The sequence below is a fragment of the Candidatus Epulonipiscium sp. genome (assembly GCA_012519205.1).
GTDB lineage: Bacteria > Bacillota > Clostridia > Lachnospirales > Defluviitaleaceae > JAAYQR01.
On the sequence record JAAYQR010000007.1, the window covers coordinates 30,503 to 47,247 of the forward strand.

Below are 16,745 nucleotides of genomic sequence, written 5' to 3' on the forward strand. Positions count from 1 at the left end.
AGGCAAAAATATGCATAGTTTTAATTCCATAGAAGAAGTTTTAGAAGACATTAGAAATGGGAAAATGATAATAGTTGTTGATGATGAAGATAGGGAAAATGAAGGGGATTTATTAATTGCTGCACAAAAAGCTACCCCTGAAGCAATAAATTTTATGGCAAAGCACGCAAGAGGTTTAATCTGCATGCCTATTATAGAAAAAAGACTTAAGGAACTTAAAATAGACTATATGGTTGATAGGAATACAGATACTTATCAAACCGCTTTTACAGTATCAGTTGATGCATTAGACACCACTACAGGGATATCTGCTTATGAAAGGGCATTTACCATTAAACAAATCATTAATCCCAAGGCTACAGCCGAAGATTTTAAAAGGCCAGGGCATATCTTTCCCTTGGCTGCAAGGGAAGGAGGAGTATTAAAAAGGGCAGGTCATACAGAGGCTGCAGTTGATTTGGCAATCTTAGCAGGGCTTTATCCAGCGGGGGTAATTTGTGAAATAATGAATGAAGATGGCACTATGGCTAGGATGCCACAGCTTATAAAATATTCAAAAAAGCATAACCTAAAGATAATAAATATTGCTAGTATCATAGATTATCTTGAAAGACAAAAAGTATATATACAAAGAGTGGCAGAATCAAAAATGCCAACAAAATATGGAGAATTTAAGATGATTGGCTATGAAAACAAATTAACCAATGAACATCATATAGCTTTAGTTAAAGGAAACATTTCTGATGAGCCAGTACTTGTTAGGCTACATTCGGAATGTCTTACAGGGGATACATTTGGTTCATTAAGATGCGACTGTGGGGAACAATGTGCCGTAGCTATGAGAAAAATAGAAGAGGAAGGGAAGGGAATTTTACTATATATGCGCCAGGAAGGTAGGGGGATTGGACTTATTAATAAAATAAAAGCGTATTCACTTCAGGATAAAGGCATGGATACAGTAGAAGCAAATCTAGCCTTGGGATTTCCAGAGGATATGAGGGATTATGGAATAGGAGCGCAAATTTTATTGGACTTAGGGGCAAGAAAAATAAAGCTTATGACTAATAATCCTAAGAAAATAAAAGGCCTATCTGGATACGGAATAGAAATTATAGATAGAATCCCAATTCAGATAGATTGTAATAAAAAAAATGAGTACTATCTAAGAACTAAAAAGCAAAAACTTGGACATATGTTAAATTTTTAGGAGGAAAATATAATGAAGATGATAGAAGGAAAGCTAGTTGCCCAGGAATTAAGATTTGGAATAGTTATAGGAAGATTTAATGAATTCATAGGGGGAAGGCTTAAAGAGGGGGCTATAGATGCTTTGAAAAGACATGGAGTTCAAGAAAGTCACATAGACTTGGTATGGGCACCTGGTGCATTTGAAATACCTTTGATTGCTAAAAAAATGGCTAAGACACAAAAGTATGATAGTGTAATATGCCTAGGAGCTGTTATAAGAGGCTCTACACCCCACTTTGATTATGTATCTAATGAGGTCTCAAAGGGTATTGCCAGTGTATCCCTAGAAACTGAGATACCTGTTATATTTGGTGTTTTGACAACGGATACAATTGAACAGGCCATAGAAAGAGCTGGTACAAAAGCTGGGAATAAGGGCTATGATGCTGCAGTTACTGCTATAGAAATGGCAAATTTGCTAAAGCAATTTTATGGAGGGTCATTTATAAATACGATGTAATCCTAGAATACTTTGAAAAGGCAGATAAACTAGTTAATGCCGGGTTGGTATCAACCGAAACTGATATAGACAGAAAAGAAGTAGATAAAGTAATGAAAAAGCTTAAAGGAGAGGAGAAGATAGTATCCCCCAAAGCTTGTTATTGGGAAATAAAAAAATAACCTATAAAATAAAAGCCGGTTAGATTAGTTGAATTAATCTTAGCCGGCTTTTGCCATTTGAATAACTATAGGTATCATTGATATTAGGGAAGTTTATTGGTATCATAATATGAGAAGATAGGATATTTGTAAGAATGAAATTATAAAGCTTTTAATTAGGAATCCATAGAATGCATCATTTAAAATCGGACGTAAAGATAAAGGATTTGAGGTATATGACAAATAAACTAACAATTGGTATATTAGCAAATGTAGATGCCGGCAAAACAACGTTATCCGAAAGTATGCTATATTTAAGCGGAAAAATTGGTAAAATAGGTAGGGTGGATAACCAGGATGCTTATTTAGATACAGATGACATTGAAAAAGCTAGGGGTATTACTATTTTTTCTAGCCAAGCAAATTTTGAAATCTGTTCAACCCAAATTACCCTTTTAGATACACCGGGACATACTGATTTTTCTGTAGAAATGGAACGTACACTGCAGGTTTTGGATTATGCTATATTAGTAATCAGCGGTGCCGATGGAGTGCAAAGCCATACAAAGACCCTTTGGACCCTTTTGGAAATGTATGGTATTCCAGTATTTTTATTTATTAATAAAATGGATCAAAAAGGAATTGATAAAATCAGGCTAATGAAATCCCTAAAAGAACGGTTAGGCGATGGATGCATCTCTTTTGAAAAGGACACAGGGAATGGATTTTATGAAGAAATTGCCATGGGTGGGGAGACTTTATTGGAAGAATATTTGGACACCGGGCGTGTAGAAACGGAAAGTATAAAAAGTGCTATTAAATCCCGTAAGATATTTCCCTGTTTTTTTGGTTCAGCCCTCAAATTAGAAGGCATTGATTTTTTTATGGAAAAGATGATTCAATATTCTAAAGGGCCCTTATATCCCGAAGCATTTGGTGCTAGAATTTTTAAGATATCTAGGGATGAACAAGGCAATAGGCTAACTCATATGAAACTTACCGGTGGTAGTCTAAGGGTAAGAGATATTTTAACAGGAGATAATTGGGAGGAAAAAGTCAACCAAATTCGCATTTATTCTGGCAAGGATTTTGAAGCTGTTAGTGAGGTACAAAGGGGGATGATTTGTGCTGTAACAGGGCTAACGCAAACAAAACCTGGGGAGGGATTAGGGACAGAAAAAAGTTTTCTAAAATCTATTCTTGAACCAGTATTATCTTATCAGATTAAATTGCCTAAGGATTGTTCCCCGAGAGAGATTATGCCAAAGCTTCGAGAGATAGAAGAAGAGAATCCGGAACTTCATATTGTTTGGAATGAAACACTTCAAGAAATCCAGGTGCAAATCATGGGTGAGGTCCAAACTGAAATATTGCAAAGTCTTGTAAAAAAAAGGTTTAATGTAGATATATCTTTTGATGAAGGTCATATAGTCTACAAAGAGACCATTACAAATACTGTGGAAGGAGTTGGGCATTTTGAGCCCCTTCGGCATTATGCAGAGGTTCATTTATTACTGGAGCCCGGGGAACGGGGTAGCGGTTTGCAATTTGAAACAGTCTGCAGTGAAGATGTCTTATCAAAAAATTGGCAGCGGCTTGTTTTGACCCATTTAGAAGAAAAGACCCATAAGGGTGTATTAACAGGCTCTGCAATTACGGATATGAAAATAACCCTAGTATCCGGTCGTGCCCATAATAAGCATACAGAGGGCGGGGATTTTAGAGAGGCAACTTACCGTGCCGTACGGCAAGGACTAAAAGAATCCCAATCTATACTGCTTGAACCCTATTACAGTTTTCAATTAGAAGTACCTAGAAATATGGTAGGAAGGGCTATGACTGATATTGAAAAAATGTATGGCACCAGTGAAATATTACAGACCGATGATGAAATGACAACCCTAATAGGAAGCTCCCCAGTCGTCACTATGCGGAACTATCAAAAAGAGTTAATGGCCTATACAAGAGGATTTGGCAGATTGTTTTGCACCTTTAAAGGATATGACTATTGCCATAATGAAGAGGAAGTTGTTAAGCAAGTGGGTTACGATTCCGAAAGAGATATAGAAAATCCCACGGGCTCGGTATTTTGTTCCCAAGGAACAGGGTTTTTAGTTAGCTGGGATGAAGTAAAAGATTATATGCACATTGAAGGCTATCTTCAACCCAAACGAGATAATTTAGAAGAACAGTTTCATAATAAAATATCTTCTGATAGTAAATGGATAAGCTTAGAGGAAATCGATCAAATTTTAGACAAAACGGTATCAAATCAAGGGAAGAAGTCTCCGTGGAAAAAAACGAAATCATCTGTGGAACGCTACTACAAATCAATGGGCCCCACCGGTGAATTTAAGTCTAAAGAAATGGAACAAAAGAAGGAAAATTATCTTCTTGTAGATGGCTATAATATAATTTTTGCTTGGCCTGAGCTTAAGGAACTTGCAGAGAATAATCTAGATAGTGCAAGGGCCAAACTATTGGATATATTAAGTAATTATAAGGCAATTAAAGAGTATAAAATTATTGTAGTTTTTGATGCCTATAGAGTAAAAGGGCATAAAGAAGAAATGATTGATTACCAGGATATCTATGTTGTATATACGAAGGAAGCACAGACCGCAGATCAATACATTGAAAAATTTTCCTATGAGCATAATAAAGAATACAATATTATAGTGGCTACATCGGATGGGCTTCAACAAATCATCGTAAGAGGTGCCGGTAGCGCACTTTTGTCTGCTAGGGAACTTAAATTAGAAATTGAAGATGCCAATAAAAACCATCTAGAAGGCTATATGACTTTACAACAAGATGTTCAGAATCCTTTATTCGATTCGATACCTTCAGAAGTAAAATCACAAATGGAAATTATAAAAACCACTAATCCTTTTAAAAAATAGCCTTTAATTCATTAAAAAACTGAGAAGAGGTTGGTTTATGAACTTATCACATTTAAGGTATGCATTAGAGGTGGAAAAAACCCGTTCCATTAGTAAAGCGGCTGAGAATTTATTAATGGGCCAGCCCAACCTTAGCCGAGCTATTAAAGAACTAGAAGAATCCCTCGGGATTACCCTTTTTAATCGTACATCAAAAGGGATATCTATAACGGTCCAAGGAGAAGAATTTTTAATGTATGCTAGGAAAATCCTTATGCAGGTGGACGAGGTTAAATCCATTTACGAAAATAAGAAAAATGCCAAACAACAATTTTCTATTTCCGTACCCCGTGCAAGTTACATTGGTACGGCATTTACAAATTTCATACAAAGAATAAATAGTACTGATGAAGCCAAAATTTTTTACAAAGAAACTAATTCGATGAAGGCAATAGACAATATATTAAAAGATGATTATAAGTTGGCAATTATCCGTTATCAGATAAATTTTGAGAAATATTATCATAGGATGTTATACAAGCACAATTTATCATCAGAGACAATCATGCAGTTTTCTAATTTTTTGCTAATGTCAAAGGACAATTCCCTTGCAAAGAAAGAAAATATAGAGGCTTCAGATTTAAGTCAGTGCATTGAAATAGCCCATTCAGATCCCTATATCCCATCCCTCTCTCCGATAGATGCAAGGAAGTCAGAACATTTTAGTTGTAGTAATAAGCGAATTTTTATTTTTGAGAGGGCTATCCAATTTGATTTATTAAGCAATATAAAAAATAGCTTTATGTGGGCTACCCCTATACCGGAGCATATTCTAAAACTACATCATTTGGTGCAAAAATCATGCAATTTTAACAAGAAGAAATATAAAGATGTACTAATTTATAGGAATGATTATCATCTTACTGAATTGGACAAAAGTTTTATTGATGAAATTAATAAAATAAAAAAGAGGATATTATGATTTTATTGTAGAATAATGTAGGCATATCAAAAATGATATGTCTATATTCCTTTTTTACATTATACCAAATGCAAAAGGAATGTTAAAATATTAACATAAAGAGAGTTAAACTTTTTATATTGCTTATAAAATATAAATATAAAAAATAAGGAGTGAATCAGATGGATATGAAAAAGACTTATACAGTTATTGATAGTGTCGAGGAACTAGATAAAGCTCTGAAAAATGTTAGGGAAGCACAAAGTATATTTGCAACCTACACTCAAAAGCAGGTGGATGCTATTTTCTTGGCAGCTGCGACAGCAGCAAATAAGGAAAGAATTAAACTGGCAAAAATGACTGTTGAAGAAACGGGCATGGGGGTAGTAGAAGATAAAGTTATTAAAAATCACTATGCAGCAGAATATATTTATAATGCATACAAAAATACAAAGACATGTGGCATAATTGAGGAAGATAAGGAGTTTGGTATTAAAAAGATTGCAGAGCCGATTGGTGTTGTTGCAGCTGTTATTCCAACAACCAATCCAACTTCAACAGCAATATTTAAAACCCTTTTGGCATTAAAGACTAGGAATGGTATTATTATTAGCCCTCATCCTAGGGCAAAAGACAGTACCATAGCTGCTGCAAAAGTTGTACTTGAAGCTGCAGTCAAATCTGGTGCCCCAGAAGGAATTATTGATTGGATTGATGTGCCATCATTAGAAATGACTAATTTTGTTATGAAAGAATCTGATATTATCCTTGCTACCGGTGGCCCTGGTATGGTAAAGGCTGCGTATTCAAGCGGTAAACCGGCTATTGGAGTTGGAGCTGGTAATACTCCAGCGATTATAGATGATTCAGCAGATATCCTCCTTGCAGTCAATTCAATAATTCATTCAAAAACATTTGATAATGGTATGATTTGTGCTTCTGAACAATCAGTTATTGTTTTAGATAGCGTATACAATAAAGTTAAGAAAGAATTTTTCACTAGGGGTTGTTATTTTCTTAACGATGTCGAAACAGAAAAGGTTAGAAAAACTATCATTATTAATGGGGCTCTAAATGCTAAAATTGTCGGACAATCAGCATATACCATTGCAAAATTGGCAGGGGTAGATGTTCCTGAAAATACTAAAATCCTAATTGGGGAAGTAGAAAGTGTTGAACTAAGTGAAGAATTTGCCCATGAAAAGCTTTCTCCTGTTCTAGCTATGTATAGAGCAAAAGACTTTTCTGATGCCCTTAATAAGGCGGAGCAACTTATTGCAGATGGGGGTTATGGACATACATCTTCCCTGTATGTTGATGTAGTTAATAAAAAAGATAAAATAGACGAATTTGCATCTCGAATGAAAACTTGTCGTATTCTTATCAATACACCTTCTTCTCAGGGGGGGATAGGAGACCTTTATAACTTTAAGCTAGCACCATCCTTGACTCTAGGATGCGGTTCTTGGGGTGGAAACTCTGTTTCTGAGAACGTTGGAGTAAAACATTTGGTAAATATCAAAACTATTGCTGAAAGGAGGGAAAACATGCTTTGGTTTAGAACACCCGAAAAAGTGTATATAAAGAAAGGATGTCTTCCTGTAGCTCTTGATGAATTAAAAAACGTAATGAATAAGGAAAAAGTATTCATCGTTACAGACAATTTTCTTTACAACAATGGATATACAAAGTCCATAACAAATAAGTTGGACGAAATGGGCATTAAGCATACTACATTTTATGATGTTGCTCCTGACCCATCCCTTGCTTGTGCTCAAGAGGGGGCTAAGCAGATGAGAGCGTTTGAACCCGATTGTATTATTGCTGTTGGGGGAGGCTCTGCAATGGATGCTGCTAAAATTATGTGGGTAATGTACGAACATCCAGAAGTTGACTTTATGGATATGGCGATGCGATTTGTTGATATCCGTAAAAGGGTATACACATTCCCTAAGATGGGTGAAAAAGCATATTTTATTGCGGTGCCAACAACAGCTGGAACAGGTTCTGAAGTAACTCCATTTGCTGTAATAACAGATGAAAAAACGGGTGTAAAATACCCACTGGCAGATTACGAGCTTATGCCAAACATGGCCATAGTAGATGCAGATATGATGATGAATGCACCAAAAGGATTAACAGCGGCATCAGGGATAGATGCAGTAACCCATGCTCTTGAAGCATTAGCTTCCATGCTTGCTACGGATTATACAGATAGTTTAGCCTTAAGGTCTCTTAAAATGGTATTTGAGTATTTACCAAAGGCTTATGAGAACGGTCCTAATGACCCAATTGCAAGGGAAAAAATGGCTGATGCGGCAACTATGGCGGGTATGGCATTTGCCAATGCATTCCTTGGGGTTTGCCACTCTATGGCCCATAAATTAGGGGCTTTCCATGACTTACCCCATGGTATTGCCAATGGGCTTATGATTGAGGAAGTTTTACGTTTTAACGCAGAAGAAGCACCCGTTAAGATGGGTACATTTCCACAATATGATCATCCATGCATGCTAGAAAAATATGCAGAAATTACAGACTACCTTAAACTTGGTGGAAAGACTAATGAAGAAAAGTTAGAAAACTTAATAAAGGCTATCAACAACCTTAAAGAAAAAGTAGGTATCAAAAAGACAATCAAGGATTATGGAGTTGACGAAAAAGATTTTCTAGATCGCCTAGAAGATATGACTGAGCAAGCATTTGATGACCAATGTACAGGAGCAAATCCAAGATATCCATTAATGAGCGAAATTAAGCAAATGTATTTAAACGCTTACTATGGTAAATAAGGGGGAAGAAAAATGAATCTTGATAGAATTATAGCTGTTAGAACATCCAAGACCATTTATCGTGATAATGATAAAGCAATAAAGGTCTTTGATAAAGACTTTTCAAAATCAGACATTCTTAATGAGGCTTTGAATCAAGCAAGAATAGAGGAAACTGGCTTAAACATCCCTAGAATTATAGAAGTTACTACTATTGATGGCAAATGGGCAATTGTATCTGACTATATTCAGGGTAAAACTCTTGAACAGATTATGAAAGAAGATCCCGATAAGCTTGAAACATATTTAGAAATGTTCGTAGATTTACAAATAAAGGTGCATTCTAAAAAATCTATCCTACTAAACAAATTAAAGGACAAAATGTCCCGCAAAATTTCTCAAGCAGATTTAGATGCCACAACTCGTTATGATTTGCAAACCAGGCTTGAAGGCATGCCACAGCATCATAAGGTATGCCATGGGGATTTTAATCCAAGTAATATTATTATTAAGGAAGATGGAACCCCATTTATCCTTGACTGGTCCCATGCAACCCAGGGTAATGCCTCTGCAGACGTTGCGAGAACTTATTTATTGTTTTGGCTTGAAGGGGAAATTAAAACCGCAGAAAAATATATAGATTTATTCTGTAAAAAAACAAATACCGCTAAAAAATATGTACAGCAATGGCTGCCGATTGTTGCTGCTTCACAATTGGTCAAAGGTAAAGCAGAAGAACGGGAGTTTTTAAAACAATGGGCCAATGTAGTTGAGTATGAATAAGACAGGGGGTATAAAAATGACTATTACAATATGTATAGGGAGCTCTTGTCACTTAAAGGGCTCCAGGCAAGTAGTGGAAGAATTACAATACCTGATTTCACAAAACGATTTAAAGGATAAGATTGATTTAAAAGGAACCTTTTGTATGAATAATTGTCAAAATGGTGTATGTGTGACAGTTGATGATACCCCTTATTCGTTAACACCAGAAAATACAAATGAATTTTTTGAAAATGAGGTATTAAAAAGAATTTAACTGTGTGTTAAAAGGAGTGTCAAGTTAATGACGGAATTTTTAAAGCTCAAAAAATCAAATTGCAAAAACTGTTATAAATGTATCCGTCACTGTCCTGTTAAGTCTATTCGTTTTTCAGGCAACCAAGCCCATGTAGTTAGCGATGAGTGTATATTATGTGGTCAATGTTTTGTAATTTGCCCACAAAATGCAAAAGAAATAGCCGATGGAACCGAAAAAGCTAAGGTACTCCTTGCAGGGAATGAAAAGGTTATTGCAAGTATTGCCCCTTCATTCGTTGCAAACTACGATGGGATTGGGATTTCCTCCATGAAAACAGCATTAAAGAAACTAGGTTTTTATACAGCAGAGGAGACAGCTATCGGAGCTACAATCGTGAAAAAAGAATATGAAGAAATAATTAAAGATGGGAAAAGTGATATTATTATATCTTCCTGTTGTCATTCTGTTAATTTACTAATTCAAAAGCACTATCCTGAGGCTTTGAAATATTTAGCAAATGTAATGTCACCGATGGAGGCGCATGCACTAGATATTAAGAAGCGTTATCCGGATGCTAAAGTTATCTTTATTGGGCCTTGCCTTTCTAAGAAAGATGAAGCTGAAAAATCCCCAGAGCTTGTTGATTGTGTACTTACCTTTGAAGAATTGACTAGGTGGTTTAATGAACAAAAGATTGCATTAACCCCAGAAAAAGATTCCCTAGAAAATAGTAGGGCAAGGTTTTTTCCGATAACAGGGGGAATCTTAAAGACAATGGATTGTGATAGCGACAAGTATGACTATATTGCCATAGATGGCATAGAAAATTGTATTCATGTTCTTGAAGACATTATAAGGGGAAATGCCTCCCATTGTTTTATAGAGATGTCTGCCTGTGTAGGAAGTTGTATCAATGGTCCAATTATGGAAAAGTTTCATCACTCACCAATCCATGATTATCAACAAGTGTCATCCTATGCAGGTGAAAAAGACTTTATAGTAAATTCTTTAAATAGAGAAGAAATCAAAAAGTATCACATCTATAAAGGTATTAATAAAAAAATTCCAAATGAAAATGAAATTAAATCCATACTAAAGCAGATGGGAAAAACGAATTTGGAGCATGAGTTAAATTGTGGTACCTGTGGCTATGATACCTGTCGTGAAAAGGCAATTGCCGTATATCAGGGTAAAGCAAATCTTTCTATGTGCTTGCCATTTTTGAAAGAAAAGGCAGAAAGTTTTTCCGATAATATTATTAGTAATACAACAAACGGTATTATCGTTTTAAATGAAGATTTAGAGGTACAACAAATCAATAATGCAGCTTGTAGATTAATGAGAATTGCAAATGAAGCAGATGTAATGGGAGAACAAGTTATACGTATCTTAGATCCTAAAATATTTATTGATGTTATGGAAACTGGGGAAAATATCTGTAATCGTAGGACATATTTGGCAGAGTATAAAAGATATGTAGAACAAAATGTTTTTTATGATAAGGAATACCATATTGTAATATGTATAATGCGAGATGTAACTGAGGAAGAAAAACAGAAAGAAAAGAAAGAATATATAAGTAGAAATACTGTTGATATTGCGGATAAAGTGGTTGATAAACAAATGCGTATTGTTCAGGAGATTGCATCGCTATTAGGAGAGACGGCGGCAGAGACGAAGATTGCTTTAACAAAGTTAAAGGAGTCGATTTTAGATGAATAGACTTTGTGCTGATATTGGTTATCAAAGCCTGAATAAAAGTGGAGAACAGCTTTGTGGCGACCGAGTAGATATTGCTCCCCAGGGAGAAAATTCTACAGTAATTGTACTAGCTGACGGCCTAGGCAGCGGTGTTAAAGCAAGTATTTTGTCAACCTTAACTTCCAAAATTATTTCTACTATGATATCAAATGGAATGGATATTGAAGATTGTGTTTTAACTATAGCTGCAACCCTACCGGTTTGTTCCGTAAGGGAAGTTGCCTATTCCACTTTCACTATAATACATATTATAGATAATAAGGAAGCTGAGATTATACAATATGATAATCCAAATGTGATTCTGCTGCGGGACGGTGAAAATCTTGAGCTTCCTGTTACTATTATGGAAGTGGGGGGCAAAATAATTTATCGCTCTAGGATAATGCTCCAAAAAAATGATCTTTTTATTTCTATGAGTGATGGGGTAATCCATGCAGGAATTGGAAAATCCCTAAATTTCGGATGGCAGCGAAAAGATGTTATTAGCTTTATGGAAACATTGTATGATGTCGGATTTAGTGCTAAGACCTTGACCACTATTTTAATCAATGAATGCAACAATCTTTACGGAGGAGAACCAGGGGATGATGCAACGGTTTGTACCATTCGTATACGTAAAAGAGAACCTATGAATTTAGTTATAGGTCCCCCTGTTAACCGTAATGATTGTTCTAAGATGATGTCTTTGTTTTTTGCAAAGGAAGGTAAACATATCGTATGTGGAGGAACAACATCGACGATTGCAGCCGATTTTTTAGAAAAATCCTTGATACCGAATTTGGATTTTTATGATCCAGAAATTCCCCCAACGGCTGAAATAGAGGGAGTGGACTTGGTTACGGAGGGTGTTATAACTATCAACAAAGTTTTGAGCTATGCACAAGATTATTTAGAAGACAACAGTTCATATACCCAGTGGTGCTATAAACAGGACGGAGCCTCTAAGATTGCAAGATTGCTTTTTGAAGAAGCCACAGATATAAACTTCTATGTTGGAAAAGCTGTTAACCCTGCCCATCAAAATCCGAATTTGCCTATAAATTTTAACATCAAAATGCGCCTTATTGATGAACTATCCGAATGTCTTAAAAAAATGGGAAAGCGCATTAAGGTGAGTTATTTTTAAGGGGGAATAGCAATGAAAAAATTTGATACAAATGTTCAGTATCTAAAGTATAAAGTACTAAAGGAAGTAGCGCGTCAAGCTTGGAATGACAGATTGCTAGAAACTATTACAGATATACCTAAAGTTATTATTCCTGGAAAAGACCCTTCTATGCGGTGTTGTATTTATAAAGAAAGAGCCATCGTCTCTGAACGGGTCAAGCTAGCCATGGGGGGTAATAAAAGTAATACCAATGTAATTGAAGTGATAGAGGCTGCCTGTGATGAATGTCCCATCGGAGGTTATGAGGTGACTAATGCCTGTCGGGGATGTATTGCTCAGCGCTGTGAGGATGTTTGCAAACGGGGGGCCATTCAATTTGATCATAATCAAAAGGCCCATATCGATAAATCAAAATGCGTTGAATGTGGACTATGTGCAAAGGTATGCCCATATAGTGCCATTACCAATCATGCCCGACCTTGTGAAAATTCGTGTAAAGTAAAGGCTATTTCTATGGATGAAAACAAGGTTGCTTCCATAGATAACGATAAATGTATTTCATGTGGTGCCTGTGTCTATCAATGCCCTTTTGGAGCTATTATGGATAAATCATATATATTAAATGTTATTGATTTGATAAAAAAGAGTAAGTCTAATGAAGAATATAAGGTATATGCAATTGTGGCACCTTCAATATCAAGTCAGTTTACCTATGCAAAATTAGGGCAGGTAATAAGTGGTATCAAAGAGTTAGGGTTTTACCATGTTGTAGAGGCGGCATTAGGGGCAGATATGGTTGCTTTTTCCGAATCAAAAGAATTAGTTGAAAAGGGATTTTTAACAAGTTCATGTTGCCCGGGATTTGTTAAATATATAAACAAACATTTCCCAGAGCTATCAGAACATATATCTCATAATCTTTCTCCTGCAGCAGTAATATCTCAATATATTAAGGGGAATATGAATAATGCAAAGATAGTATTTATCGGTCCTTGTACTGCTAAAAAAATGGAGTTTCAACAAAAAGAAGTGAAAGAATATATAGATAGCGTTATTACATTTGAAGAATTACAGGCATTGTTCGATAGCCGAGATTTGGATATTACCACCCTTGATGAGGATGTATTGGATAATGCATCTTATTATGGAAGGATTTTAGCAAGGAGTGGAGGACTCTCTGATGCTGTTAGACAGGGATTGAAAGAACAAGAAATAATTGATTTTGATTTTAATCCCATGGTTTGTGATGGTATCGAAGAATGCCGTAAGGCATTGCTTAAAGTATCTAAGGGAATTCCGGTTGGTAATTTCATAGAAGGAATGGCATGTATAGGGGGATGTATTGGTGGCGCCGGTTGCCTTACCCACGAAAAAAAAGATAAGGCTGAGGTTGATAAATATGGTATGGAAGCCTATGAGAAGACTATAAAAGATGCAATTAGTCTTTTAGTACTTTAGTAAATTCATTATTTGGAAATAAAGACTAAAAGAGCTTGCGGCAAATTATCGCAAGCTTTTTTATCATGCCCAGTATTTCCTATCCAAACTCCTATACTGTATAGCCTCACTTAAATGTTGCAGTCCGATATTTTCTTCTCCATCTAAATCTGCAATGGTCCTTGATACCTTTAGTATCCTATGATATGCCCTGGCACTTAGGTTTAATTTTTCGAAGGCAGTCTTAAGTAAATCTCTTTCTCCTTGTCCAAGGGTACAATATTTTTCAATCTGAGCTGCACCTAGTTGTGCATTAAAGAAAAAGGCTTCATTTTTATACCGTTCTTGCTGAACCTTTTGTGCTTTTAATACCCTTTCTTTAATGCTAGCAGAGGATTCGCTTTTTTCTCTTATGTCTAAGTCGGAATATTTAACAGGAGATGCCTCTACGTGGATGTCCAATCTATCAAGCAGGGGTCCGGATATTTTGGATAAATACCTTTTAATTTGTTCTGGTTGACAGTGGCATTTTTCTGCATCCCCTAGATATCCGCAGGGGCAAGGGTTCATAGAGCATATGAGCATGAAACTTGCCGGATAAGTTAGGGTTGCATTAACCCGTGATATGGTTACTTCTCTATCTTCTAAGGGTTGTCTTAACACCTCTAAGACATTCTTATTAAATTCAGGCAATTCATCCAAGAATAAAACGCCATAATGGGACAAACTGACCTCTCCTGGCCTGGGAATTCGTCCCCCACCGACAAGGGCAGAATTTGATACAGTGTGGTGAGGAGAACGAAAAGGCCTTGAATTGACTAAAGAATTTTTGTTGGGAAGAAGTCCAGTTATACTATATATCTTAGTGATTTCTATGCTTTCTTCAAAGGATAAATCGGGGAGGATAGCGGGAAGTCTTCTCGCCATCATAGTTTTACCCGAACCAGGGGGGCCTATCATTAAGACATTATGAGATCCGGCAGCAGATATTTCTAGGGCCCTTTTTACATGGGTTTGTCCCTTAACATCTGAAAAATCTAGGTTGCTATTACTGGGATTAACCATAATTGAATGGATATCTACTGTAGTCTGAGGGATGGGCTTTATATTTTGCAAATGGTTTAAGGCATCTCTTAAAGTGTGGACCCCTATGACTTTCATATCTTCTACTATGGCTCCTTCTGCGGCATTTTCAAAAGGGACAATACACTGAGTAATGCCATTTTTAAGGGCAGAATAAACCATGGGCAAAATGCCATTAATCGGCTTAACACTTCCATCCAGGGAGAGTTCCCCTACTATCATAGTTTTATTTAAGATATCCTCAGGTATTGTTTCATTACAACTAGTAATGCCTATAGCAATAGGAAGGTCGAATGCGGAGCCTTCTTTTTTAGTATCTGCAGGGGCTAGATTAACCGTGATTCGTTTTATAGGAAATAGGAATTCCGAATTTTTTATGGCAGCCCTGACCCTTTCTTTGGATTCACGGATAGAGGAATCGGGAAGCCCAACAAGATCAAACCCAGGAAGTCCTTCGCTTAAATCTACCTCAACATCCACCAGATATCCATTTATACCATAAAGAGAACAGCTTTTAACTTTACTAATCATTTGTTTCTCCTTCCAAAATACAAGTATGCCAAGCAATAGTATTATTCCACATTTTTACAGGCTATAAACCAAGTTTATAAATAATTTGTATTGGAACATAAAAAAGAAGGTAAGAATATATAAGAAGTGTTAATAATATTAAACTCTAGGGAAATTTATTTATTAAGTTCAAATTGGTTTTTATAATACATAAAGAACGATTATAAAATACAGGTAGGTGATTCGATGGAATGTATTACAAAGGATTCTTTTTATTGGGCGTGGATAACTACTATAAGGGGTATTAAAAAGGATAAAATGATACAACTGATTAATTATTTCAAATCCCCTGAGGAACTCTGGCATAAGTCTAAAAAAGAATTAAAAGATTTGTCCAACCTCTCTGAAGAAGAATTAAATATATTAGATAAATCAAAAAATCCCAATCAGATAAAAAAATGGCTTTATAACTTGCAACAAAAGAATATTTCCTACCTCACAATTAACGACAAAAAATACCCCTCCTTATTGAAAACTATCCCCGATGCTCCATTAGGGATATATACAAAGGGGGAATTGCCTACTTTTGAAAAGGGTTTTCTTGCCGTAGTTGGTCCAAGGAAATGTTCTGAATATGGTATAAGGGTCACAAGAAAACTGGTTTACGATTTGGTTTCTAAAGGCTTTGGGATTATCAGTGGGTTGGCTCAAGGAATTGATACAGAGGCCCATAAAGCTACCATAGAGGCAGATGGAATTCTAGTATCCATTGTTGCCAATGGGGTTGATATATGCTATCCTGCATTTAACAAAAAACTAATGGAATCCATAGAAAAAAGAGGAACAATTATTTCAGAATATCCTCCCGGTACCAAACCCATGCCTTGGTTTTTCCCTGCAAGAAATAGAATCATCAGCGGCCTTAGTCAGGGAATTATCGTTATTGAGGCAGAGGAAAAAAGTGGTGCACTTATTACGGCTGATTTAGCCCTGGAACAAGGAAAAGAAGTATATGCAGTTCCTGGTAGTATTTTTAATAGCACAAGCAAAGGCACTAATAAATTAATACAACAAGGGGCAAAATTAGTTATGAATGTGGAGGATATATTAGAAGAAATAAGTATAAAGCCTATGGATAAAAGAGAAAATACATCGCAATATAAAGATAAAACAATCGGTACACTTGCAATGGAAGAAAATTTGGTATATGATTGTATAAGTTTTGAACCTTCCCATATTGATGTATTGTCTGTTAGTATAAAATATCCTATAAATAGGCTTCAAAGTATACTTACATTGTTAGAACTTAAAGGATTAATAAAGCAGTTGCCGGGTAAAAGATTTATCCGAAACCAGTAATGGA

13 protein-coding genes are annotated in these 16,745 nt (G+C 35.9%); 12 read left to right on the forward strand and 1 reads right to left on the reverse strand.

Features of this window, described 5'->3' with window-relative positions:
* The first annotated feature begins 10 nt into the window (after window positions 1–10).
* The 11 genes from GX308_01350 to GX308_01400 all read left to right on the forward strand — a co-directional run bounded on the left by GX308_01350 (window position 11) and on the right by GX308_01400 (window position 13,810).
* Complete coding sequence (locus tag GX308_01350) at window positions 11–1,207, forward strand: bifunctional 3,4-dihydroxy-2-butanone-4-phosphate synthase/GTP cyclohydrolase II (GenBank protein ID NLK20737.1); 1,197 nt, start codon at window positions 11–13, stop codon at window positions 1,205–1,207.
* Window positions 1,208–1,219: 12 nt separating this feature from the next.
* Window positions 1,220–1,708 carry a 6,7-dimethyl-8-ribityllumazine synthase gene (locus GX308_01355; GenBank protein ID NLK20738.1) on the forward strand — a complete coding sequence of 163 codons (489 nt, stop codon included), beginning with the start codon at window positions 1,220–1,222 and terminating at the stop codon, window positions 1,706–1,708.
* Complete coding sequence (locus GX308_01360) at window positions 1,690–1,869, forward strand: MarR family transcriptional regulator (protein NLK20739.1); 180 nt, start codon at window positions 1,690–1,692, stop codon at window positions 1,867–1,869. Before GX308_01355 ends, GX308_01360 begins: the two co-directional genes overlap by 19 nt.
* 215 nt (window positions 1,870–2,084) lie before the next feature.
* Window positions 2,085–4,751, forward strand: coding sequence for a GTP-binding protein (locus tag GX308_01365; GenBank protein ID NLK20740.1), 2,667 nt, complete (start codon window positions 2,085–2,087; stop codon window positions 4,749–4,751).
* A gap of 37 nt (window positions 4,752–4,788) precedes the next feature.
* Window positions 4,789–5,712, forward strand: coding sequence for a LysR family transcriptional regulator (locus tag GX308_01370; protein NLK20741.1), 924 nt, complete (start codon window positions 4,789–4,791; stop codon window positions 5,710–5,712).
* Between the two features lie 161 nt (window positions 5,713–5,873).
* Window positions 5,874–8,483, forward strand: coding sequence for a bifunctional acetaldehyde-CoA/alcohol dehydrogenase (gene adhE / locus GX308_01375; GenBank protein ID NLK20742.1), 2,610 nt, complete (start codon window positions 5,874–5,876; stop codon window positions 8,481–8,483).
* A 12-nt stretch (window positions 8,484–8,495) separates the two neighbouring features.
* The gene (locus GX308_01380) at window positions 8,496–9,245 is read left to right on the forward strand and encodes a phosphotransferase (GenBank protein NLK20743.1); all 750 of its coding nucleotides are present in this window, start codon (window positions 8,496–8,498) and stop codon (window positions 9,243–9,245) included.
* A gap of 16 nt (window positions 9,246–9,261) precedes the next feature.
* Entirely contained in the window at window positions 9,262–9,501 is a 240-nt protein-coding gene (locus GX308_01385; GenBank protein NLK20744.1) for a (2Fe-2S) ferredoxin domain-containing protein, read from the forward strand.
* Between the two features lie 27 nt (window positions 9,502–9,528).
* Window positions 9,529–11,205 (forward strand): 4Fe-4S dicluster domain-containing protein, encoded by a 1,677-nt coding sequence (locus GX308_01390; GenBank protein NLK20745.1) that lies wholly within the window; start codon window positions 9,529–9,531, stop codon window positions 11,203–11,205.
* Complete coding sequence (locus GX308_01395) at window positions 11,198–12,370, forward strand: SpoIIE family protein phosphatase (protein NLK20746.1); 1,173 nt, start codon at window positions 11,198–11,200, stop codon at window positions 12,368–12,370. Before GX308_01390 ends, GX308_01395 begins: the two co-directional genes overlap by 8 nt.
* A 12-nt stretch (window positions 12,371–12,382) precedes the next feature.
* Window positions 12,383–13,810 (forward strand): 4Fe-4S binding protein, encoded by a 1,428-nt coding sequence (locus GX308_01400; protein NLK20747.1) that lies wholly within the window; start codon window positions 12,383–12,385, stop codon window positions 13,808–13,810.
* A 63-nt stretch (window positions 13,811–13,873) separates the two neighbouring features.
* On the opposite strand, the gene GX308_01405 is transcribed toward GX308_01400, so the two are convergent.
* A complete protein-coding gene (locus GX308_01405; GenBank protein NLK20748.1) occupies window positions 13,874–15,403 on the reverse strand; it encodes a YifB family Mg chelatase-like AAA ATPase in 1,530 nt (509 codons plus the stop codon).
* A gap of 225 nt (window positions 15,404–15,628) precedes the next feature.
* On the opposite strand from GX308_01405, the gene dprA reads away from it, so the two are divergent.
* Entirely contained in the window at window positions 15,629–16,741 is a 1,113-nt protein-coding gene (dprA, locus tag GX308_01410) for a DNA-protecting protein DprA (GenBank protein ID NLK20749.1), read from the forward strand.
* Window positions 16,742–16,745 lie beyond the last annotated feature (4 nt).

Bases quoted from the DNA above. Each gene is read 5' to 3' on its own strand.
- GX308_01350 (NLK20737.1), top strand. From the start codon at position 11: ATGCATAGTTTTAATTCCATAGAAGAAGTTTTAGAAGACATTAGAAAT.
- GX308_01390 (NLK20745.1), top strand. From the start codon at position 9,529: ATGACGGAATTTTTAAAGCTCAAAAAATCAAATTGCAAAAACTGTTAT.
- GX308_01395 (NLK20746.1), top strand. From the start codon at position 11,198: ATGAATAGACTTTGTGCTGATATTGGTTATCAAAGCCTGAATAAAAGT.
- adhE (NLK20742.1), top strand. From the start codon at position 5,874: ATGGATATGAAAAAGACTTATACAGTTATTGATAGTGTCGAGGAACTA.
- GX308_01400 (NLK20747.1), top strand. From the start codon at position 12,383: ATGAAAAAATTTGATACAAATGTTCAGTATCTAAAGTATAAAGTACTA.
- GX308_01365 (NLK20740.1), top strand. From the start codon at position 2,085: ATGACAAATAAACTAACAATTGGTATATTAGCAAATGTAGATGCCGGC.
- GX308_01385 (NLK20744.1), top strand. From the start codon at position 9,262: ATGACTATTACAATATGTATAGGGAGCTCTTGTCACTTAAAGGGCTCC.
- GX308_01405 (NLK20748.1), bottom strand. From the start codon at position 15,403: ATGATTAGTAAAGTTAAAAGCTGTTCTCTTTATGGTATAAATGGATAT.
- dprA (NLK20749.1), top strand. From the start codon at position 15,629: ATGGAATGTATTACAAAGGATTCTTTTTATTGGGCGTGGATAACTACT.
- GX308_01370 (NLK20741.1), top strand. From the start codon at position 4,789: ATGAACTTATCACATTTAAGGTATGCATTAGAGGTGGAAAAAACCCGT.
- GX308_01355 (NLK20738.1), top strand. From the start codon at position 1,220: ATGAAGATGATAGAAGGAAAGCTAGTTGCCCAGGAATTAAGATTTGGA.
- GX308_01380 (NLK20743.1), top strand. From the start codon at position 8,496: ATGAATCTTGATAGAATTATAGCTGTTAGAACATCCAAGACCATTTAT.